The following is a 20,928-nucleotide window of genomic DNA, read 5'->3' as shown; positions in this document are numbered from 1 at the left end:
CACACGCCATGGTACGGGCAGCCACGCGAAGCCCCGGACGGGGCCGCCCGCCACCGGCTGCCGCCGGACCACCCGACCGCACCTCCACCCCACGCGGCCCCGCACTGTGCCGCGTGGGCCGCTGGGCCGCGCGGCCGCTGTGCCGCACCTGGCCTGCGCCTCCCCGTCACGGCGCCTGCCCCACCCACCCGCGCCCGGACCGGTTTGCTCAGCCGCGCGCCTCCTCCTCACCCGCCAGGTGCTCATCGTCACACCAGAGCGCTCACCCACGACGGCGCCGCCCCACCGCCGCCCGACACCAAGCGGGCCCCGCCCGGTAGACCGCCACCACCCGCACCCGGCCACCACCGGGCCACCGGGCCGCAGAGCCGCAAGGGCCACCGGCCGCAGAGCCACCAAGCCGCCGGGCCACCGGCCGTCGGGCCGAGCGTGCCTGCCCGTTCCCGAACGCACCGCCGCACGGTGCACCCGGCACGGGATGGTCACCGTCCGAATAGGCCACCGCCACCCGCATCCGGCCGCCACCGGACCACCGGACCGCAGAGCCACCAAGCCGCCGGGCCACCGGCCGCCAGGCCGCGGCTGCCTACCCGCCCCCGGACGCACCGCCGCACGGTGCACCCGGCACGGGATGGGTCACCGCCCGAATACGCCACCGCCACCCGCACCCGGCCACCACCGGGCCGCAGAGCCGCAAGGGCCACCGGCCGCAGAGCCGCCAGGCGTCCAGGCCGCCGCACGGCGCACTCGCCGCCGGGCGGGGGCCGGCGCCCGGAGGCGGCCGCCTCCGGGCGTCTGGCCGCCGCCGGGCCGGCCCCGTGTTCCCGCCCGTCGAGGGCGGCCTCGCGTGGGCGCCGGCCGTCCGCCGGTCGGGGCCCCCGCGGGAACGGGGCGCCGCCGCCCCGTTCCCGTCCGCAGGGCGGAGGGCGTACCGGGCGCGCGCCCGGTGTGCCGAGGCGGCCGTGCCGGCTCCCGGGCCCGGGAGCCGGCACGGTTCGGGAGGGCTCAGGTGCGGCGGTAGCCGATGTCCTCGTAGCGGGGCGTGCTGAAGCCGAACGCTCCGACGTTGGCCAGGTCGCGCTTGGCAGCGATCAGTTGCGGGCGCTGGTAGAGGGGCAGGGATCCGGCCACTGCCCAGATCCGCGCGTCCGCCTTCTCCATCAGTTCCTTGCGCGCCCCGTCGTCCAGTTCCCCTGCCGCCTGCTCGAAGAGCTGGTCGATCCGGTCGGTGCCCACCCGTGCGTAGTTCTGCTCGACGAGCAGCGAGCCGTCGGAGGCGGGCTGCGGCTTGGCGAAGATCGGCCGGGCCTCGGTCGCGGGGAAGGCGGTCGCGGGCCAGGCGTAGAGCGCCAGGTCGTAGTCGCCTGTGGCGATGTGGTCCTTGAAGTAGCTTTCTCCGGGTACTTCCTTGATCTGCGTGCGGATGCCGATCTCGTCGAGCATCTGCGCGATGCGCTCGCCCGTGGCCCGCAGCTGGGCGGAGCCCTTGCCGGCGGGCAGGACGAAGCGGAGGGCCAGCGGTTTGCCGCCCTTGCTGCGTACGGCGCCGGCCGGGTCGACCGCGAGGGTGCGCATCTCGTCGGCCGTGGCCTGTACCTTCTGCGCCGTCTTCAGTGCCGATTCGGCCCGGCTCAGCTTCCGCTGGGAGCCCGATTCCCTGGCCGAGGCGAGGCGCGCGTGTGCGGCCTGGGCGAGGACGGCGCCGCGCTGGGTGGTGGTCGAGACGGTCAGCCCGAGCGGCTTGTCGACGACCTGTGCGATCTGTGCCGCGGTCAGCCGCGGCACGGAGGCCTCGGCTTCGGCGCGGTAGGGCGCGCGGGCGCCCGCCTGCGGGGACGCCGCGGCGGCCGGCGGCTCGGCCGGTCCGCCCTGTGGCTTTTCCCGGCCGTCCCGCTCGCCGGACTTGGGGGGTTTTCCGGGGGAGGGCTCGTCGGCGCCTGCCCCGCTCTTGCCCTGGGCGAGGGGACCGCCGGCTTTCCAGCCCGCGTCCGCGAGGAGGGACTGCGCGGAGTCGATGTCCTCGCCGCCGACCGCTTCGCTGTTGTCCTGGTAGCCGTCCTGGTTGGTCATCCGCAGGTGGCTGCCGAGCGGCTTGTCGGGCAGGCCTGTGCCCTCCAGTGCCTGCTTGGCGAGCTCGTCGCGGTCGATGGCGCGGGCGACGGCGCGGCGTACCCGTTCGTCGGACAGCGGCCCGCGGGAGCCGTTGAGGGCGAGCTGGGTGTAGGCGGGGTCGAGGGCGCGGCGCACCTCGTAGGAGCCGAGTTGCTCGGCGGTGGCCGCGCCGAACTTCTTACGGGCCTCGCGCCGGCGCTTCTCGCGCAGCTTGGCCTCTTGCTTCTCGGAGCGCTTCTTCGCCGCGTCGGGTCGCTGGGGGCCGCCGAGACCGTTCGCGACGCCGATCTTCTTCGCGGCGGAGCCGCTGATGTCGGCGACGTCGACCTTCCCCTTGGCCAGCGCCTTGGCGCGCTTGTCGCGGGGTACGGCACTCAGCACGATGCGGTCGAGTTTCGCGCGCTCGCCCCACCAGCGGGGGTTGCGCCGCAGGACGGTGTGCTCGCGGTCCTTGTCGGCCTTGGTGACCTTGAAGGGGCCTGCCACGGCGGCGAGCTCGGTGCGGGAGCCGTCGTTGAAGGCGTGCGGGCTGCGCATCGCCTGCTTCGGGTAGAGCGGGGTGAACAGCGACCGCCAGTCCGCGTAGGGCTTGGCGAAGACGACCTCGACCTCGCCCGCGTGCTGTCCCGCGGAGATCTTCTTGATGCGGTCGTAGCCGGCGTTGCGTGCCGTCCAGTACGCCTTGTCCTTGCCGCGCAGCGCCTTCCACTGGGCGCGGAAGTCGGCTGCGGACAGGCGGCGGCCGTCGCTCCAGCGTGCCTTCGGGTTGAGCTTGTAGACGACGGTCTGCCGCGGTTCGGTCGCGGTGACCTCGGCGCCGCGCAGGAAGTCCTTGTTCAGCTGGGCCTTCCCGTGCTGGTCGAGGGTGAACAGCGCGGGGAGGGTGGCTCCGGCGACCCGCTCGGTGGCCTCGGTGGCGTCGGGCTGGAAGACGTTGAAGGTGGTGGGCTTCGCGTCGACCGCCCAGCGCAGGGTGCCGCCGGAGGTGACCTGCGCCCGCTCGGTGCCGTGGATGTCGCCGTCCGCGTCGGCCGAGCCCTGCCCGATGCCGGCGCCCGCCGCGCCGTCCTGGGAGTCTCCCGCGCTGCATGCGGCCAGCGGCAGCGGCAGCAGCACTCCGGCGACCAGTACGGCGACCCATCGCCGGGCCCCGCCGCGGTGCGGGCGGTTGCCCAGGCCGTGGGGCAGGGCCGTGCGGCGGGGCGACTGTGCTGGCTGTGGCGGCCACGGGGGCCGTGCTGACTCGGCTGGGACGGCTCGCATGCTGAAACCTCCGGGGCTGACCGCGCGCCCGCAACGTCCTCTTTTGGCGGTTTTTGCGGTTCATCACATCTTTTCGCCCCACTTGAAGCGCCCCCAAACCCGGAGTCCCGCAGACACGACACATGGGCCACGCACGCCACCCGTGCGGAGCACCCCCCGGCTGCACCGGGAGGGTGAACCAAGACCCCACACGGGGCCCGCACGGGGTCCGACACGGGCCCCGTACGGGCTCAGAGAGAGCCGAGACGCCCCTACGCCCGCCCCGCACCCCCCTCCTGCCCGACTCCACCCTCAGGGCGCCAGCCACCCCCTGGCACCGCCCCGCACCGCGGCGTTCGGTGGGGCCGCACCCGGGCGCGGCAACTTCGCGCCCCGCGCGAGGTGACCCGTACGGGCGGAAAGACGTGCCGCACTCTTCACAAGAAGGAGTGTGACGCGCAACACTCGCCAGGCGCATGGACCAAGCCGGCCGCCACCTAGCGGAGGTGGGCAACTCATGTCTCTGCACGATGAACTGACGGTCGCTCAGCGCTGTCTGGACGATCTCGCACGCTGCGTCAGCCGACTCGAACAGCACGTCGGCAGCGGGCTGGAGATCCGGCGGATGCGCAGCGACGCCGAGCACCTGCGGGAGTCGCTCTCCCTGTTGAGAGCCACCGCGCCGCGGCAGCCCGGTGCGCCGCGCGCCGAGATGGTGACGATTTCCGACCAGCCCTACGACCCCGGCCTGTGGACGGATGTCGATGACGAGGGGCTGGGGGCGCGCGACCGGCACGCACCGTGACTCGATGGATACTGCGAGTTCACACGGCAGGCCCTTGCCGCCCTTGATCCCCGTCGTCTCTTCCGGAGATTCCGTTGGCCACTGGCACCGAACCCCAACAGAACACGGGGCCCCGACAGACCGCGGGCCCCCAAGCCACCGGCGTACGCGGGAGCACGCGCGCCGCCATCGCCGCGCCGCACCTGCGCAAGGACCGCTGGTGGCTGGCGCCCGCGGTCACCGTGCTGGGGCTGCTGGCGTTCGTCGTCTACTCCACCTGGCGCGCGTTCGCGGGCGCCGATTACTACCACGCGCCCTACGTCTCGCCGTTCTACTCGCCGTGTCTGGCGGACAACTGCGCGACGATGAAGGGCGGACCCAACTGGGGCCTGTTCGGCGAGTGGTGGGGGCTCTCCCCCGCGCTGCTCATCCTGATCTTCCCGCTGGGCTTCCGGCTGACCTGCTACTACTACCGCAAGGCCTACTACCGCGGGTTCTGGGCCTCTCCCCCGGCCTGCGCGGTGGCCGAGCCGCACAAGACGTACACCGGTGAGACCCGCTTCCCGCTGATCCTGCAGAACATCCACCGCTACTTCTTCTACGCGGCGCTGCTCGTCGCGGCGGTCCTCACCTGGGACACCCTGCTCGGCTTCCGCGACGCGGAGTACGCGTGGGGACACATGGGTCTGGGCACCCTGATCTTCCTCGTCAACATCGTGCTGATCTGGGCGTACACCCTCTCGTGCCACTCCTGCCGTCACATCGTGGGCGGCCGGCTGCGGCACTTCTCCAAGCACCCGGTGCGCTACCGCATGTGGGGCTGGGTCGGAAAGCTCAACGAGCGGCACATGCTGCTCGCCTGGGCCTCGTTGGTCAGCGTGGCGCTCGCGGACTTCTACGTCTACCTGCTGGCCACCGGCGCGTTCACCGACCCGCGCTTCTTCTGAAGAGAGATGTGAGAGGGAATACAGCGACATGGCACACGTCGAACGCCACCAGTGGGACGTCGTCATCATCGGCGCGGGCGGCGCCGGGCTGCGCGCCGCGATCGAGGCGCGCGAGAGGGGGCTGCGCACGGCGGTGATCTGCAAGTCCCTGTTCGGCAAGGCCCACACGGTGATGGCCGAGGGCGGCATCGCCGCCAGCATGGGCAACGTCAACGACGGCGACAACTGGCAGGTCCACTTCCGCGACACGATGCGCGGCGGCAAGTTCCTCAACCAGTGGCGGATGGCCGAGCTGCACGCACGCGAGGCCCCCGACCGGGTGTGGGAGCTGGAAACCTGGGGGGCTTTGTTCGACCGTACGAAGGACGGGCGGATCTCCCAGCGCAACTTCGGCGGCCACGAGTACCCGCGTCTCGCGCACGTCGGCGACCGTACGGGTCTTGAGCTGATCCGTACGCTCCAGCAGAAGGTCGTCTCCCTCCAGCAGGAGGACTTCAAGGAGAGCGGCGACTACGAGGCGCGCATCAAGGTCTTCCAGGAGTGCACCGTCACGCGGATCCTGAAGGAGGACGGCGACGGCGGGGACGGCACCGGGGCAGTGAGCGGCGCCTTCTGCTACGAGCGGGAGAGCGGCCGCTTCTTCGTGCTGGAGGCGCCCGCCGTGGTGCTGGCGACCGGCGGCATCGGCAAGTCGTTCAAGGTGACCTCCAACTCCTGGGAGTACACAGGGGACGGGCACGCGCTGGCGCTGCTGGCCGGGGCCTCGCTGATCAACATGGAGTTCGTGCAGTTCCACCCCACCGGGATGGTCTGGCCGCCGTCGGTGAAGGGCATCCTGGTCACCGAGTCGGTGCGCGGCGACGGCGGTGTGCTGCGCAACTCCGAGGGCAAGCGGTTCATGTTCGACTACGTGCCGGACGTCTTCAAGGAGAAGTACGCCGAGTCCGAGCAGGAGGCCGACGGCTGGTACGAGGACCCCGACGCCAACCGCCGCCCGCCCGAGCTGCTGCCGCGCGACGAGGTGGCCCGCGCCATCAACGCCGAGGTCAAGGCCGGGCGCGGCTCCCCGCACGGCGGCGTCTTCCTGGACGTCTCCACCCGGATGCCCGCCGAGACGATCAAGCGGCGGCTGCCCTCGATGCACCACCAGTTCCGCGAGCTGGCCGACGTGGACATCACGGCGGAGCCGATGGAGGTCGGCCCCACCTGCCACTACGTCATGGGCGGCGTGGACGTCGACTCGGACACCGCGGCGGCGCGCGGTGTGCCGGGGCTCTTCGCGGCGGGCGAGGTCGCCGGCGGGATGCACGGATCCAACCGGCTGGGCGGCAACTCGCTGTCCGACCTGCTGGTCTTCGGGCGGCGCGCCGGCCTGCACGCGGCGGAGTACGCCCGCGCGTGCGCGGACGGACGCCCGGCGGTCGGCGCCGAGCAGGTCGACGCGGCGGCGGCCGAGGCGCTGCGCCCGTTCGGCGAGGCGGACGCCCCCGCGGCTGCCGGCGCCCCTGAGAGCCCCGCCGGCGAGCGCCGCCCGGCGGAGAACCCGTACGCGGTCCACCAGGAACTCCAGCAGTCCATGAACGAGCTGGTGGGCATCATCCGGCGCGAGGAGGAGATGTCCGAGGCGCTGGAGCGCCTCGGCGACCTGCGCGAGCGCGCCGGGCACGCCACGGTGGAGGGCCACCGGCAGTTCAACCCGGGCTGGCACCTGGCGCTCGACCTGCGCAACATGCTGCTGGTCAGCGAGTGCGTGGCCCGTGCCGCACTCAACCGCACGGAGTCGCGCGGCGGGCACACCCGCGACGACTACCCGGAGATGGACCGCGAGTGGCGCCGCGCCAACCTCGTCTGCACCCTCAAGGCGGCGGCCGAGGGCAGGGGCGAGCGCGCCGAGCGGATCAGCCTCCGCCGCCGCGAGATGCCGCCGATCCGCAAGGACCTCCTTGAGCTGTTCGAGAAGGAGGAGTTGATCAAGTACCTGACCGACGAGGAGCTGACGAGCGAGTGACTACCGCACCGGACACGACGAGCTACGACGCGCACTTCAAGGTCTGGCGCGGCGATGTGGACGGTGGCGGTCTTGAAGACTTCACCGTCGAGGTCAACGAGGGCGAGGTCGTCCTCGACATCATCCACCGCCTCCAGGCCACCCAGGCACCCGATCTCGCGGTGCGCTGGAACTGCAAGGCGGGCAAGTGCGGCTCGTGCAGCGCCGAGATCAACGGAAGGCCGCGGCTGCTGTGCATGACCCGCATGTCGGTCTTCGACCGCGCCGAGACGATCACCGTGACCCCGCTGCGGGCCTTCCCCGTGGTGCGGGACCTGGTGACCGACGTCGGGTTCAACTACCAGAAGGCGCGCGAGGTCCCCGCGTTCGTGCCGCCGCAGGAGCTGGCACCCGGTGAGTACCGGATGCAGCAGGAGGACGTCGGGCGCTCGCAGGAGTTCCGCAAGTGCATCGAGTGCTTCCTGTGCCAGGACACCTGCCATGTGGTCCGCGACCACGAGGAGAACAAGACGGCGTTCGCCGGGCCGCGCTTCCTGATGCGGGTCGCCGAACTGGACATGCACCCGCTGGACGCCGCCGGCCGGCAGGGCCTGGATCGCAAGTCCGCCGCCCAGGACGAGCACGGGCTCGGCTACTGCAACATCACCAAGTGCTGCACCGAGGTGTGCCCCGAGAACATCCGCATCACGGACAACGCCCTCATCCCGCTCAAGGAGCGGGCCGCCGACCGCAAGTACGACCCGCTGGTCTGGCTCGGCAACAAGATCCGCCGCCGGCAGGGGTGACGTGCTCCCCGGTCCCCGGGCGGCACGCCCGGGGACCGGGCCCCCTCAGCTCTTCGAGAGCACCGAGAGGAAGTCGGCGACCAGTTCGGGCGGGTTGGCCGCGCCGCTGAGCGCGAACATCTCCTCCGGGTCGGACATGTCGTAGAGGATCACGGGCAGCGGGCGCCCCAGGGCCCGTACCAGGTCGCCGTCCGCGTGCAGCTGCCCGGCAAGGTCGACACAGAGCGCGCGGAACGCGCCATCCAGCCGTGCAGCGCGCTCGTCCCGCACCTCTTCGGGGGCGTCGTCCTCGTACCAGAGCCCGGCCGCCTCGGACTCGGCGCGGTGCAGCTCGGCGCCGCGCGGGTCGTGCTCCTCGTCGTGGCCCAGGACGCGGACACCTTCCAGGCCCGAGGGCGGGAAGTACGCGTAGCTCCAGCGCACTTCCCACGGGTCGGCGGCCGCGGAGACAGCGAGCTGCCTGGCCACCTCCCCCTCCGTGACGTAGCCGACAGCCAGCTGGGGGAAGCGGGGGTCCTGGTCGACCGCGTCGATCCGGAAGGTGACCGCGTAGATGCCACCGTCCGCTTCCGGGGGAAACTCCGCGAGCGTGCGCGCCACCGCCGCTCTCATGTGCTGCCGGAAGGTCATCGGGCTCTCCCCCTGGGTGTCGCGGTCGTGGAGGGGAACTCTAGTGCGAGCGGGCCGGGCACCGGATCCGGTGCCCAGCCATGGGACTTTCGGCAGTACCGCGCCGACCGCGGGCCCCCTACCGTCGCTCCCGTGAACGAAGCCGTGCGTACCAAGTCCTCCGCCCCCAGGGGCCCGCGGCAGGCGGCCGGACGCCTGCCGGCGGCCCGACGCCGCCCCGGGGACGGGCGCCCCCGCGCAGCCGGACTCCTGCCGCGCTCCCGCCGCCGGGTGCCGGTCGGGCATCTGGCGGCGGTGGGCGCCGGGGGCGCCGCCGTCCTCGCCGTGGTGGCGGGGCCGTGGTGGATCGCCGCGACCGCGGGCTGCGCCTTCCTGGCCGGGTTGCGGCGGGGCAGCGGCCGGGTCGCCGCGCTGCTGCTCGCCACGGCCCTCGCCGTGGCCATGGTGACCGCGCTGACGGTGGCGGCCTCGCTGACACCCGGGACGCGGTTCGTGGCCATCGTGCTCCTCGCGGGCATGCTGCCCTGGTGCGCGGGCCGCTTCTGGCGGCAGTACCGCCAGCTGGCGCAGGCCGGCTGGGAGCGGGCCGCGCGGTTGACGCGCGAGCGGCGGCTGGTCGCCGAGCGGGCGCGGGAGCGGGAGCGGACCCGCGTCGCGCAGGACATGCACGACGCCCTCGGCCACGAACTGGGCCTGCTCGCCCTCTCGGCGGGCGCTCTGAAGCTGGCGCCCGGCCTGTCTCCGGAGCACCGTGCGGCCGCCGCGGACATCCGCGGCCGCGCCGAGGCCGCCGTCGACCGGCTCGGCGAGGTCATCGGTGTGCTGCGCGCCTCGGATGAGGCCGCGCCCGTCCGCCCCGCGGACACCGGCGTCAGCCACCTGCTGAGGGAGGCCGCCGCCTCGGGGCTGGCCGTCACCGCGTACGTGGACGAGCCCGCCCGGGACGCGGCGTCGGCCGCCGCACCGCCCCGCGCGGTCCTGGACGCCGCACACCGCGTCGTCCAGGAAGGCCTCACGAACGTCGCCAAGCACGCCCCGGACGCCGCCGTCACGGTCCGCGTGACGCGCACCGGTACCGACACGGCCACGGACGCGGGCACGGCCACGGACGCATACACGGACGCGGACACGGGCACCGGCGCCTCCGGTGGCGGCGGCGGTGGCGGTGGCGGGCACGGTCTGGCGGCCGCGGGGGTGACGCGGGTCGAGGTGGTGAACGGTCCCGCGCCGGGTGGCGCTCCCGAACGGCGGGCCGTCGGCGGGCACGGGCTGCCGGGGCTCGGCGAACGAGTCCGCTTGGTGGGCGGTTCGCTTGGGCACGGGCCCACCCCGGACGGCGGCTTCGCTCTCCGGGCGGTGCTCCCCCACGACCGCCCACCCCACCCGCCGCTCCCGGAGGACTCATGCGAAGCGCCCTTCGCGGACGAACAGCGCAGCGCCCGGCGGGCGATGGGCCGTACGGCGCTCACCGCCGTGACCTCCTGCCTGCTGGCCTGTGCCCTGCTGGGGGGCGCGCTGACGTGGTGGGACATGCTGAGGACCGAGCGGACGGTGCTGTCGGCCGAGGACTTCGGCCGGCTGCGCGCCGGGCAGCAGCGGGAACGGATCGCCTCGCTGCTGCCCGGCACGCAGACCTCGCACCGGCCCGCGCACGCCCCGCCACCGCCGCAGGAGCCCGGTACGAGATGCGAGCACTACGCCATGACAGCGAACCCCTTCGACGACCGCTCGGGCGACGTCTACCGGCTCTGCTTCCGTGCGGGCACGCTGGCGTCCGCGCGGGCGCTGCACGCCTGAGGGGGCGGCTAAGGTGACGCGCCCCGCGGCGGTCCGCGTCCTGCTCGCGGACGACGAGCCCCTGGCCCGTACGGGCGTGCGGGCGATCCTGGCGACCGACCCCGGCATCGAGGTCGTCGCCGAGGCGGCCGACGGGCACGAGGCCGTCGAGCTGGCGCGGCGGCACCGCCCCGACGTGGCGGTCCTGGACATCCGCATGCCGAAGGCGGACGGCATCGAGGCGCTGGCCGCCGTGCGCCGGTCGGTGCCCGGTGTCCGGGCCGTGATGCTGACGACGTTCGGCGAGGACGACTACATCCTCCGGGCACTGAGCGGCGGGGCCGCCGGTTTCCTCGTCAAGGCGGGCGAGCCGGAGGAACTGCTCGCGGGGGTGCGCGCCGTGGCCGAGGGTGCCGCCTACCTCTCCCCCAAGGTGGCGGCCCGTGTGGTGGCGCATCTGGCCGCCTCCGAGGCCGGTGCCGCGGCCGGGCGCCGCTCCACCGCGCGGGCCCGGGTCGGTGAGCTGACGCCCCGCGAGCGGGAGGTCCTCGCCCACCTGGGCGCGGGCCGCTCCAACGCGCAGATCGCACGGCGGCTGCGGGTCGTGGAGGGGACGGTGAAGGCGCACGTCAGCTCGATCCTCGCCGGCCTGGGCGTCGACAACCGCGCGGCGGCCGCGGTCGTGGCCCACGAGTCAGGCCTGGTGCCTGCGCCCCGCTGACCGCGCCACTACCAGCAGCGCCGCCGCGACCGCGCCGCCCAGGACGGCGCCTGCCAGCACGTCGTGCGGGTAGTGCACCCCCACCAGGACGCGCAGCAGCGCGGCGGCCGCCGCCAGGGGCAGCGTGGCCGCGGCCAGCCGGGGCCGCGTGAGGGCGAGACCGACCGCGAGCGCCGCGGCCAGGGTGGCGTGGTTGCTCGGAAACGACCAGTCGCCCGTCGGCGGGCACGCGGCGAGCGGGTCGGCCCCGGCCAGCGCCCGGCACGGCCGCTCCTCGTCGGCCACCAGCTTCAGCCCCTCGCTCAGCGCGTACGCCACGACCGTGCCGAGCGCCGTCAGCGCGACCCCCGTCCCCAGCCCGGGGTTCCTGTCGCGCCAGGCCCGCACGCCCGTCCACAGCCAGAGCAGCCCGAGCGCGACGAGGGTGCCCTCGGTGGCCAGTTCGAAGAGGCCGCCGAGCCAGCCTGGGCCCCCGGAGGCGGCCTCGCTCAACTCCCGGTAGGCGGAGGCGGAGACGCCGTCCGTGATCCGTACGGGTGCCTGCCGGCCGAGCCCGCCCGGTGCCAGCGCCCACAGCGCGCCCGCGCCGGCCGACAGGACCGCGACCGCCGCGAGCGCGCCGCGCACCCACGGACGCCACGGGACACCGCGCCGCTGCGCGGGTGGAGACGGCTGTGCCGGACGCGGGCCCCGGTGCCCGGCCGGTGCCGCTCGTCCTCGGCTGCCCCTGCCCCGTTCACGTCGTGCTGCTCGGCTGTGCCGTTGTTCGGTGACCATGCGGGGAACGTACGGGCGGGCCGGGCACGGGGCCCCGGCCCGAAAGTCGGGCGGGGCCTTTGCCCTTCGTCGGGGTTGACACGCGTCAGGGCGACGCGCCTCAGAAGAGGTTGAGCAGCGCTTCGGTCGGGTCGGGCGCCGCGGCGCCCGACTCGGGGCGGGGCAACTGGAACCAGACGGCCTTGCCCAGGGGCACCCGGCGGCTGCCCCAGCCGGTGCTGAGCAGGTCGACCAGTTGCAGGCCGCGGCCGCCCTCGTCGGTGTCGTGGGCGCGGCGGCGGCGCGGCTGCACCTGCCCGGCGTCCCACACCTCGCACACCAGCGTGCGCTCCAGCAGCAGCCGCAGCCTGATGTTGCCCTCGCCGTACCGCAGTGCGTTGGTGACCAGCTCGCTCACCAGCAGCTCCGTGGTGTCGCCGAGCGCGTCCAGGTCCCAGGCGGTCAGCTGTTCGCGGGCCAGCTCGCGGGCGCGGGCCACCGAGCGCGGCTCGGGCGGCAGCGTCCAGTCGCCCACGTTGCCGCCGTCCAGGCCCTGCACCCGTGCCACCAGCAGCGCGATGTCGTCCTCGCCGTGGTGCACGTTGAGGGTGCGCAGCACCCGGTCCGCGGTGTCCTCCAGCGGCTCGGCGGCGTCCGTGAGAGCGGAGCGGAACCGGTCGAGGCCCTCGTCCAGCGGGTGGTCGCGGGACTCGACCAGGCCGTCGGTGTAGAGCGCGAGCATGGCGCCCTCGGGGAGTTCGACCTCGATCTCCTCGAAGGGCTCGCCGCCCACCCCCAGCGGCACCCCCTTGGGCACCTCCAGCAGCAGCGCGGACTCGTCCGCCGGCTCCAGCAGGATGGGCGGCAGGTGCCCGGCGTTGGCGATCGTGCAGCGCCGCGAGACGGGGTCGTAGACGGCGTAGATGCAGGTGGCCAGGTAGACCTCGGACAGATCGGCGTCGGCCCCGCGGTAGGCGCGCTGGGTGTGCTGCTGGCGGCGCGCGTCGCCCAGGCCGCGGGCGATCTCGTCGAGGGCGCCGAGGACCTCGGCGGGCTCCATGTCGGTCAGCGCCAGCGTGCGCACGGCGGTGCGCAGTTCGCCCATGGCGACGGCCGCGCGCAGCCCGCGGCCCATCACGTCGCCGACGACGATGGCGGTGCGGTGGCCGGGCAGTTCGATGACGTCGAACCAGTCGCCGCCCACCTCGGTGGCCGGGTTGCCCGGCAGGTAGCGGCAGGCGATCTCCAGTCCGGCCGCCTCCGGGTCGCCCGGCGGCAGCAGGCTGCGCTGCAGTATGAGAGCGCGTTCGTGTTCCCTGCGGTAGAGGCGCGCGTTGTCGATGCACACGGCGGCGCGGGCGGCCAGTTCGGCGGCGAGCGCGCCGTCCCGCTCCCCGAAGGGTTCGCTGCCCTTGGCCCGGGAGAACTGCGCGAGCCCCAGCACCCGGTCCCTGGCGACCATGGGCACGGCGAGTGTCGACTGGACGACGGCGCCGAACTGGGCGGGAACGCTGCCGTCCTGGCCGGGGATGTTCTGCACCCGCCCGGTGCGCAGCGCTGTGGCGTAGGGCGAGTGCTCGGCGTAGCAGTGCGTGGAGCCCACCTCGGCGGGCTGTCCCGGCTGCGCGCCGCTCGCGGGCCCGCTGCCGTTGCAGCGGGCCGCCGCCGCGCTCTCGTCCGCGTTCTCGCTCCTCCTGGCTTCCTCGTCGGGCAGTGCGAGGGCGTAGGGCGCGTCGGCGACGGCGCTGGCGAAGGCCACTCTGCGCAGTTCGCCGCGGGGCGCCGCGAGGGGCTCACGGCGCCGCCTGGGCAGCTCGGGGCGCGGGGTGTGGCCCGGTGCGGTGCCGATGCCACGGGCCGGTCCCGTGTCGCCGAAACCGTCGGCGTCGTCGGGGCCCGGCGGGCCGACGGGGCGGGGTTCGTCGCCCGCCAGCACGCTCTCGTACAGATCGACGGAGGCCAGGTCGCAGAACTGCGGCACTGCCACGTCCAGCAGTTCGCGGGCCGTGGTCTCCAGGTCCAGTGAGTTGCCGATCCGCGCGCCTGCGGCGTTCAGCAGTGCCAGGGCACGACGTACGTCGTCCTGCTTACCGGCCGCCTCCACCGGGATATCGCTCAATGCCGCCCCTTCCACTGCCGGTGCTCGCCTCCGGTCCGAGCAGTGTGGCAGCCCGGAGAGGAATCCGGAGCCCGCTCTTCCCGATCGCCACAAGTCTCCTTGCCGCGACGAGGCAACGTGCGCACACCCCCCGCTGTCCACGGGGGCCACCTCTGTCTCCTAACCAGCGAGCGGGGTCTCGAACCCTGGGATGCGGCACGGTTGGCAGGCCGTTCGCTCACCGGCGCGACGCCACCCCGCGCCACCCGTCCCCTGGGGGCGCACCTCACCCGTCGAGGGCACTCAGTCGAGCGGCAGTTCGAACCAGACCGTCTTGCCCTCTGGCCCGATCCGGGTGCCCCAGCGGCGCGCCTGTCCGGCCACCAGCTGGATGCCCCTGCCGCCCTCCTGCTCCTCGGTGACGACCCGCTCGCGCGGCGGCTCGGGCATCGGATCGGAGACCTCCACGACCAGCACACGTCCCTGCACCCCGGCCTGCTGCCCGGTGTCGCGCACCATCCGGACCCCGATCGGGCCGCGCGCGTAGCGCAGCGCGTTGGTGACCAGTTCGCTCACCAGCAGTACGCCGGTGTCCTCCAGCTCCACCAGGCCCCACTCGTTCAGGGTGCGCCGTACGGCTTCCCGCGCCCGCCGCACCGCGTAGTCGCCCGTGGTGAACGACCACGAGGCGGCGGTGTCGCCGGGGAGTCCGCCGAGCCGCGCCATCAGCAGCGCCACGTCGTCCCTGGTGCTCAGCCGCCCGTCGCCCGCGCCGCCCTGTTCGCGCAGCGACGAGATGAGGACGTCGCACGCGTTCTCGATGCCGCCGCACCCGGTGTCCTCGACCGGCCCCGGTGAGACGTAACCGCCCGCCCCGTCCCACGAGAAGCCGGGTTCGGGCTCCACACGGCACCCCGAGGGCCCGGCCAGCAGACCGCACACCCGGTCGATGCCCTCGGTGATGTCCTCTCCGGGGCGCTCGACGAGCCCGTCGGTGTAGAGGACGAGCACGCTGCCCTCCTCGATCTCCACCTCCGTCAGCTCCCTGGCGCCGTCCAGGGCCGACCCGATCCCCAGGGGCGTGCCCGAGGGGACGTCGACGGGGCGCGCCCGGCACCCCCCGTCGGCCTCGGGATTGACGAGCAGCGGCGGCACGTGGCCCGCGCTCGCCAGGGTGAGCACCCCGCACCGCTTGCCCGCCGAGGTGGGCGCCGGCTCGTAGACGGCGTACAGGCAGGTGGCCATCATCGGTTCGTCGGGGCCGTGGGAGAGGTCGTCGCCGACGGTGCTGACCCGGGCGAGCAGCTCATCCGGCGGCAGGTCGAGCCCGGCCAGCGTGCGGACCGCGGTGCGCAGCCGGCCCATGGTGACGGCCGAGTGCAGCCCGTGGCCCATCACGTCCCCCACGACGAAGGCGACCCGCCCGCCCGGCAGCGGAATGACGTCGAACCAGTCGCCGCCCACCTCCGTGCCGCTGCTGCCCGGCACGTAGCGGTAGGCGAGGACCACGCCGGGCGGCTCGGGGATGTGCTGCGGCAGCAGACTCCGTTGCAGCATCAGCGCGCCCTCGCGCTCGCGCGCGTAGAGCCGGGCGTTGTCGAGGAAGGTGGCGGAGCGGTCGGCCAGCTCGACGGCGAGCGCCCGGTCGTCGTCGACGAAGGACTCCCGGTTCTCGGCGCGGCTGACGACCAGCAGCCCGAGGCCGGTGCCGCGGGCGCGCAGGGGGACGGCCATCAGCGAGTGCACGTCCAGCTCCAGGGTGGCGTCCGTCGTGGGGTCGCCCGTCCTGGTGGCGCGGAGGATCTCCTCGGGCGAGGTCGCCAGCTGCGGCTCGCCGCTGTCCAGCGCCCGTCCGAGCAGGGAGTCGCGCGCGTAGACGATCTCACTGCCGAGCCGCAGCAGCCGCTCCACGCGCTCGCCCCCGTGCCGGGCGGCGAAGCCCAGCATGTGCAACGGGGTGCCCACGGGGATGACCGGCTCGGGCAGCTCGCCTCCCGCCGCGACCTCGCCGCGCAGCAGGACGCCCGCGTAGTCGGCGAAGCGCGGCACGAGCGCGCCGGTGACCGCCTGCGAGATCGCCCGGACGTCGAGCCGGTCGCCCAGCGCCACCCCGAGGTGGTCCAGCAGCGCGAGCCGGCCGCGCGCCGCCTCCGCCTTGTCGAGCGCCTCCAGCCGCTCGGTGACGTCCATGACGGTGCAGCTCACCCCGAACACCTCGCCGCCGCGGTCGCTCAGCCTGGCGTACGAGACGGAACGGGCACCGCCGCCGTCGAGCGAGGGGGTGACCACGTCGACGACGGAGCGGCCGGTCTCCAGCACGCCCGTCTGGATCTGCATGACCTCCTCGGCCATCGCGGCCGGCAGCAGCGCCTCGACCGTACGGCCCACCAGGTCGGTGTCCGCGGCGTCCACCAGCCGCAGCAGCGCGTCGTTGTAGCGCACCAGGCGCCGCTCCGTGTCGAAGAGGGCGATGCCCAGCGGTGAGGAGGCGAACAGCGCGTCGAGCGCCGCCAGATCGTGCTCGACCGTCCGCAGGCGGCTGGTCTCCACGATGTTGGCCAGCACGAACGGATGGTGCTCGGTGTCGCGCAGCAGCGAACCGCGGCCCTCGACCTCGACGAGAGAACCGTCCCGGTGGCGGATGCGCAGGTTGCCCCGCCAGCCGTGCGTGCGGCGCAGCGCCTCCGCCCGGGCCCGGCGTTCCTCCGCGCCGCTGACGATGAGCTCCTCGATGGGGCGGCCGATCGTCTCCTCGGCGGACCAGCCGAGGATCTCCTGCACCGCGGGGCTCCACACCAGGACGTCGCCCCGCCCGTCGAGCATGACGATCCCGATGCGCAGCGTGTCGAGGAGCGGGGTCGCTCGTCGCGCCCCGCCGGCGGGTTCGGTGCTCACACGGCCCACGTCCCTGGTCGGGATCGGATGGCAGGCTCGGCCGGTCGGCCTCCCCAGCTCGCGGGCCGGGCAGAACCGGTCAAGGTGGGAGAATTATCCACACTCGCATCGACGACTACCCGCTGACCGTCTGCACCGACCCGTCGGACCGCTGGTGCTCCACCAGATAGCCGTCACCCCGTTCCCCCAGCCGCTCGGCGAGGTGGAGGGCCTCCGCCCGGGTGGCGTAGCTGCCGACGCGGTAGCGATTGCCGTGGCAGTCCTGGCGTATGAGCCGCCAGGGCCGCACCGCCTCACTGTCGCCGCTCACACTTTGCATATGCCGGAGCCTACGCCCGACCCTCACGCACCGCATTCGACTTTGCACAAAGGGACAACATTTTCGGCCACCAGTTCGTCCCGCCGGACGTACGGGCGGGATCGCGGAAGCACCGTCGGTGACAGAGGGCGACGAACCTCGCCCCTCGCCCCGGCCCCGGACCCCTCCCCCGCAGGCGTCATCCCCCAAGCAGGTGACGCGTCACCTCACGGGCAGGTGGTAGGCCAGCTTGAAGCGGTCGGCGGGCACCACCACGTCCGCCGTCTCCACGGCGCGCTTCCCCGCGAAGTACGTCCGCGCCACCACCAGCACCGCGTGCCCCGGCACCCCGCCGAGCTCGGCCATCTCCTCGGCCCTGCCGGCCCTGGAGGCGACCTCCTCGGTGACGTTGTCGACCACCAGGTCGATCGCCGCCATCCGCTCCACCACTCCGCGGCCGCCCAGCGGCCCCTCCTCCGGGAGCATCACAGGCGTCCGCCCCGTGAGCGCCAGCGGCTCCCAGGAGGTGGACAGCATCACCGGCTCCCCCTCCACAGAGAAGACGTAGCGCGTGCGCATCACCGTGTCGCCCGGCTCGATGAACAGCCGCTCGGCGGTCTCGTGGGAGGCCTCCTCCCGTTCGCTGCGCGACTCCCAGGTACCCCGCACCCTCTCGTCGGACTGCTCCTGACGGAAGGGGGTGCACTCCTCCATCGTCCAGTGCCCCGTACGCGCGACGCGGCGCGCCGAAGGCACCTCCCGTACGTAGGTGCCCGAGCCCGAGCGGCCCTCGACCAGCCCCTCCGCCATCAGCACCTTCCGGGCCTCCAGCGCGACCGTGTCGGAGACGCCGTACTCCTCGCGGATGCGGGCCTGCGAGGGGAGCCGGGCGTGCGGCGGCAGGGAGCCGTCGGAGATTTTCTTGCGCAGATCCGAGGCCACCCGCAGATACGCGGGCTGTTCACCGAATGGCACGAGTGCCCTCCCCGTTTCCGGCCTGCCAGCGTGAACGCTGGATCGTGCGAGAGATGCTGACGGTCAGCAACAGCTTGGCAACAGAGGGTTGTTGGCCGCAACGGTCGGCCAAAGTTTCACCCGATGTGATGAGAGCCTGCTCAGAGCCCCCACATTCGACGCCACAGGCACATCCGAGTGGCATGCGCACCCGGCACACGCCCGGCACCCGGCCGCCGCCCACCGGACCGCCCGCCCCGTCCGCCCGTCAGGGCTCCGCGTCGTCACCGCCCGTCCCGGACGGCCCCTCCCCTGACGACCCCTCCCCGGCCGCCTCCATCGCGAACAGCACCATCGTCGCGCTGACCCGTACCGCCCCCTCCGTACCCGGCGGGAGGGCCTGGTCGTGGAGCACTCCGCCCAGCGCCCTGGCACGCTCGCGCACGTCCTCCCACACCTGTCCGGGCAGCCAGACCTCGGCGTCCGTCATCTCGCCCGGCACGGAGGTGTCGCGCTGCGCCGTACGCCGGCGCAACTCCTCGCCGAGAGTGCCGGAGAGAGCCAGGTAGGTGCCGACCTCCCGGGCGGCGCCGAGCCGGTCGCCGCTGTCGGGATCGTGGCGGTACCGCTTGGCCTTACCCCCGCGGACCTCCACCTCGCCCGCCGCCTCGACGAGCCCTGCCTTGTGCAGCCTGCGCAGGTGGTAGCTGACGTTGGCCTGGGACTGACCGAGGACCCGCGCCGCCTCGGCGGCGCTGTACGCCTGGCCCGTCAGCAAGGAGAGCAGCCGCAGCCGCAACGGGTGGGCGAGCACCCGCAGATCCGCGACCGCCGCGCCCGCCGGCGCCTGGGAAGACGCCTGGGAAGACGGGGCCTCAGCAGGCGTGGCGGCCGGGGACGCCTGGACGGTCTCGGGACCGGGCCGCGCACCACCGCGAGGACGGGAGGACATCGCGCCAGTCTCCCTCAGGCCCGCGTCTCCACCGCGGGCGGCCCGGCCGCCGGGTGCGGCTCCCCCGTCGTCAGCCCCCGCACCTGGCGGCTGCACAGGGCGCCCGCCGTCGCCAGGGCGACCAGAGCGACCCCGCACAGCAACGTGGGCCGCACTCCGAAGCGTTCGGCGAAGGGGCCCGCGGCCATCTCCCCCACGGGGAGGGCGAGGGTCGAGCCCAGCGCGTCGTAGGAGTAGACGCGGGCCAGTTTCTCCTGGGGCACGTTCTCCTGGAGCGAGAGGTCCCAGGCGACGCCGAACTGCTCGATGGCGACGCCGTTGACGAACATCGCCACCACCAGCACGGCCACGTCCGCCGACTGCGCGAGCGCGACGAGCGGCAACGCGTCCAGCGCGACCACCGCCACACCGAGCCGCAGGGCGTGCCGCGCCCTGGAGCGCGCCACCAGTACCCCGCCGACCAGCGCCCCGGCCATCTGCGTGGCCAGGACGAAGCCCCACGCCGTGCGCCCGAACGTCGCGTCGGCGACCGTCGGGCCCAGGACCTGGATGCCGCCGGCCGCCACCGCGTTCACCACGAAGAACTGGAGCACCACCACCCACACCCAGGGGCGCGCGACGAACTCCCGCCACCCCTCGCGCAGCTCCCGCCACGGGCGCGCGGGCTCGGCGACCGCACCGGCCCGCCCCCGCACGGACGCGAGCCCCCGTCCGGCCAGGCGGTAGGCGAGGGACGCGCCCGCGAAGGCCGCCCCGCCCAGCACCATTCCCCACCCCGGGCTCGCGACGGCGGCCAGCAGCCCGCCCAGCGAGGCCCCGGCGATCATCCCGGTGTTGACCCCCATCCGGGAGAGCGCGTTGGCGGGCCGCAGTTCGTCGGCGGGGACGGTGAGCGGAATCAGCGCAGCGGAGGCCGGGACGGAGACGGCCGCCACCGCGCCCTGCACCACGCTGAGGACGAGCAGCACCCCCATCGACGCCCGGCCCGACAGCAGGGCCAGCCCCACACCGCTTTGCACCAGCGCGGCGGCGAGGGCGGCGCCCTGGAGGACGAGCGCCCGGGGCAGCCGGTCGGCGAGCAGCCCGCCGAACAGCAACAGCACGACATTGCTGACCGAGCGGGCCCCGACGACGAGGCCCACGTCGACGGTGGAACCGCCCAGGTCGAGGACGGCGAAGGCGAGGACGACGGGCGCCATCGCGTTGCCGAGGTAGGTGAGGGCGCGCCCCGACGCGAGCCCGCGGAAACCGCGCCGACGCAGCAGGGCGCGCAGCGGAAGACGCCGCGCGCTGTCGGCGCCGCGACCACGGGGCCGGGAGGAGGCGGGAGTCATGCGGTGAGTGTGCGGCACCCGCACCCTTACCGTCAAACACTTCTTTGGAGGTCGGGGACGGGGAAGGAACAGTGTCCTCGGTCCCAAGACGGAGACGGGCCGGCCCGGTGGACGGAGGCCCGCGCCCGCCGCGCCTGTCACCGTGAACCCATGAGCACCCCTTCACCCGCCCACCACGGCTGGCCGGACCAGCTGGCCGTCGGCGCGGTCCGATTCGCCCGCCCGACGGCACGCTTCGACGCCGTACGCGCCTTCTACGTCGACGATCTCGGCCTGCCCGTCCTCGCCGAGTGGCGCGACCACTCCGGCTACGACGGCCTCGTCCTCGGCCTCCCCGGCACCCCCGACCCCTCCGTCCACATGGAGCTGACCCAGCACGGTGCCCCGCCCCGCATCCCCGCGCCCCACCCCGAGAACCAGCTGGTCCTCTACCTGGAGAACCAGGCGGCCCACGACCGCGCGACCGCGCATCTCACCTCCCGCGGCCACCGTCCCGTCACCGCCGCCAACCCGTACTGGCCCACCCGCGGCGCCACCGTCTCCACGGACCCGGACGGCTGGCAGCTCGTCCTCGCCCCCTGGGTCTTCGGCCGCGACCCGGTACCGGACGCGCGCCGCTGAGCGCGAACCCGGGGC

The 20,928-nt window shown here is 74.0% G+C and carries 16 protein-coding genes; 7 read left to right on the top strand and 9 right to left on the bottom strand.

Translation table 11 applies throughout. The features are described from left to right. Window positions 1–1,005 precede the first annotated feature (1,005 nt). Window positions 1,006–3,375, bottom strand: coding sequence for an ABC transporter family substrate-binding protein (locus MMF93_RS21570; protein ID WP_242754055.1), 2,370 nt, complete (start codon window positions 3,373–3,375; stop codon window positions 1,006–1,008). Between the two features lie 496 nt (window positions 3,376–3,871). Here MMF93_RS21570 and MMF93_RS21565 point away from each other — a divergent pair, with 496 nt between their 5' ends. From MMF93_RS21565 to MMF93_RS21550, 4 genes are all read left to right on the top strand, one after another. After that, on the top strand, window positions 3,872–4,159 hold the full coding sequence (locus MMF93_RS21565) for a hypothetical protein (protein ID WP_242754053.1): 288 nt from the start codon (window positions 3,872–3,874) through the stop codon (window positions 4,157–4,159). Between the two features lie 74 nt (window positions 4,160–4,233). Then, window positions 4,234–5,085 carry a hypothetical protein gene (locus tag MMF93_RS21560; RefSeq protein ID WP_423835488.1) on the top strand — a complete coding sequence of 284 codons (852 nt, stop codon included), beginning with the start codon at window positions 4,234–4,236 and terminating at the stop codon, window positions 5,083–5,085. 28 nt (window positions 5,086–5,113) lie between these two features. After that, window positions 5,114–7,093 carry a fumarate reductase/succinate dehydrogenase flavoprotein subunit gene (locus MMF93_RS21555; protein ID WP_242754052.1) on the top strand — a complete coding sequence of 660 codons (1,980 nt, stop codon included), beginning with the start codon at window positions 5,114–5,116 and terminating at the stop codon, window positions 7,091–7,093. After that, window positions 7,090–7,878, top strand: a complete 789-nt coding sequence (locus MMF93_RS21550; RefSeq protein WP_242754049.1) for a succinate dehydrogenase/fumarate reductase iron-sulfur subunit — start codon at window positions 7,090–7,092, stop codon at window positions 7,876–7,878. Before MMF93_RS21555 ends, MMF93_RS21550 begins: the two co-directional genes overlap by 4 nt. A gap of 45 nt (window positions 7,879–7,923) precedes the next feature. Here the strand turns inward: MMF93_RS21550 and MMF93_RS21545 are convergent, their stop codons facing one another. Beyond that, window positions 7,924–8,508, bottom strand: coding sequence for a hypothetical protein (locus MMF93_RS21545; RefSeq protein ID WP_242754046.1), 585 nt, complete (start codon window positions 8,506–8,508; stop codon window positions 7,924–7,926). A gap of 132 nt (window positions 8,509–8,640) precedes the next feature. Here MMF93_RS21545 and MMF93_RS21540 point away from each other — a divergent pair, with 132 nt between their 5' ends. Next, window positions 8,641–10,305, top strand: coding sequence for a sensor histidine kinase (locus MMF93_RS21540; RefSeq protein WP_242754043.1), 1,665 nt, complete (start codon window positions 8,641–8,643; stop codon window positions 10,303–10,305). A 13-nt stretch (window positions 10,306–10,318) separates the two neighbouring features. Continuing rightward, window positions 10,319–11,005 (top strand): response regulator, encoded by a 687-nt coding sequence (locus tag MMF93_RS21535; RefSeq protein WP_242754040.1) that lies wholly within the window; start codon window positions 10,319–10,321, stop codon window positions 11,003–11,005. Here the strand turns inward: MMF93_RS21535 and MMF93_RS21530 are convergent. From MMF93_RS21530 to MMF93_RS21500, 7 genes are all read right to left on the bottom strand, one after another. Further along, window positions 10,979–11,632 carry a phosphatase PAP2 family protein gene (locus MMF93_RS21530; protein ID WP_242754037.1) on the bottom strand — a complete coding sequence of 218 codons (654 nt, stop codon included), beginning with the start codon at window positions 11,630–11,632 and terminating at the stop codon, window positions 10,979–10,981. The genes MMF93_RS21535 and MMF93_RS21530 overlap by 27 nt on opposite strands. 250 nt (window positions 11,633–11,882) lie before the next feature. Next, window positions 11,883–13,880: a SpoIIE family protein phosphatase gene (locus MMF93_RS21525; RefSeq protein WP_242754035.1), complete on the bottom strand. Its 1,998-nt coding sequence runs from the start codon at window positions 13,878–13,880 to the stop codon at window positions 11,883–11,885. 282 nt (window positions 13,881–14,162) lie between these two features. Continuing rightward, window positions 14,163–16,754, bottom strand: a complete 2,592-nt coding sequence (locus MMF93_RS21520; RefSeq protein WP_242754032.1) for a SpoIIE family protein phosphatase — start codon at window positions 16,752–16,754, stop codon at window positions 14,163–14,165. Between the two features lie 115 nt (window positions 16,755–16,869). After that, entirely contained in the window at window positions 16,870–17,073 is a 204-nt protein-coding gene (locus MMF93_RS21515; RefSeq protein ID WP_242754029.1) for a DUF2188 domain-containing protein, read from the bottom strand. Window positions 17,074–17,274: 201 nt separating this feature from the next. Continuing rightward, a complete protein-coding gene (locus MMF93_RS21510; protein WP_242754028.1) occupies window positions 17,275–18,027 on the bottom strand; it encodes a GntR family transcriptional regulator in 753 nt (250 codons plus the stop codon). A gap of 247 nt (window positions 18,028–18,274) precedes the next feature. Further along, window positions 18,275–18,958, bottom strand: coding sequence for an ArsR/SmtB family transcription factor (locus tag MMF93_RS21505; RefSeq protein ID WP_242754025.1), 684 nt, complete (start codon window positions 18,956–18,958; stop codon window positions 18,275–18,277). Between the two features lie 14 nt (window positions 18,959–18,972). After that, window positions 18,973–20,292 (bottom strand): MFS transporter, encoded by a 1,320-nt coding sequence (locus MMF93_RS21500; protein ID WP_242754023.1) that lies wholly within the window; start codon window positions 20,290–20,292, stop codon window positions 18,973–18,975. 150 nt (window positions 20,293–20,442) lie between these two features. Between MMF93_RS21500 and MMF93_RS21495 the strand changes: the two genes are divergently transcribed. Continuing rightward, window positions 20,443–20,913: a VOC family protein gene (locus MMF93_RS21495; protein WP_242754020.1), complete on the top strand. Its 471-nt coding sequence runs from the start codon at window positions 20,443–20,445 to the stop codon at window positions 20,911–20,913. The last annotated feature ends 15 nt before the right edge of the window (window positions 20,914–20,928 follow it).

The sequence above is a fragment of the Streptomyces tubbatahanensis genome (assembly GCF_022699385.1).
In the GTDB taxonomy this organism is placed as follows: domain Bacteria; phylum Actinomycetota; class Actinomycetes; order Streptomycetales; family Streptomycetaceae; genus Streptomyces; species Streptomyces diacarni.
The sequence above is the reverse complement of the archived record's forward strand: the minus strand, read 5'-3'. Positions and strand labels throughout refer to the sequence as shown.

Coding starts and splice junctions, on each gene's coding strand:
- MMF93_RS21570 (WP_242754055.1), bottom strand. CDS start 3,375: ATGCGAGCCGTCCCAGCCGAGTCAGCACGGCCCCCGTGGCCGCCACAG.
- MMF93_RS21565 (WP_242754053.1), top strand. CDS start 3,872: ATGTCTCTGCACGATGAACTGACGGTCGCTCAGCGCTGTCTGGACGAT.
- MMF93_RS21555 (WP_242754052.1), top strand. CDS start 5,114: ATGGCACACGTCGAACGCCACCAGTGGGACGTCGTCATCATCGGCGCG.
- MMF93_RS21545 (WP_242754046.1), bottom strand. CDS start 8,508: ATGACCTTCCGGCAGCACATGAGAGCGGCGGTGGCGCGCACGCTCGCG.
- MMF93_RS21515 (WP_242754029.1), bottom strand. CDS start 17,073: ATGCAAAGTGTGAGCGGCGACAGTGAGGCGGTGCGGCCCTGGCGGCTC.
- MMF93_RS21505 (WP_242754025.1), bottom strand. CDS start 18,958: ATGTCCTCCCGTCCTCGCGGTGGTGCGCGGCCCGGTCCCGAGACCGTC.
- MMF93_RS21500 (WP_242754023.1), bottom strand. CDS start 20,292: ATGACTCCCGCCTCCTCCCGGCCCCGTGGTCGCGGCGCCGACAGCGCG.
- MMF93_RS21495 (WP_242754020.1), top strand. CDS start 20,443: ATGAGCACCCCTTCACCCGCCCACCACGGCTGGCCGGACCAGCTGGCC.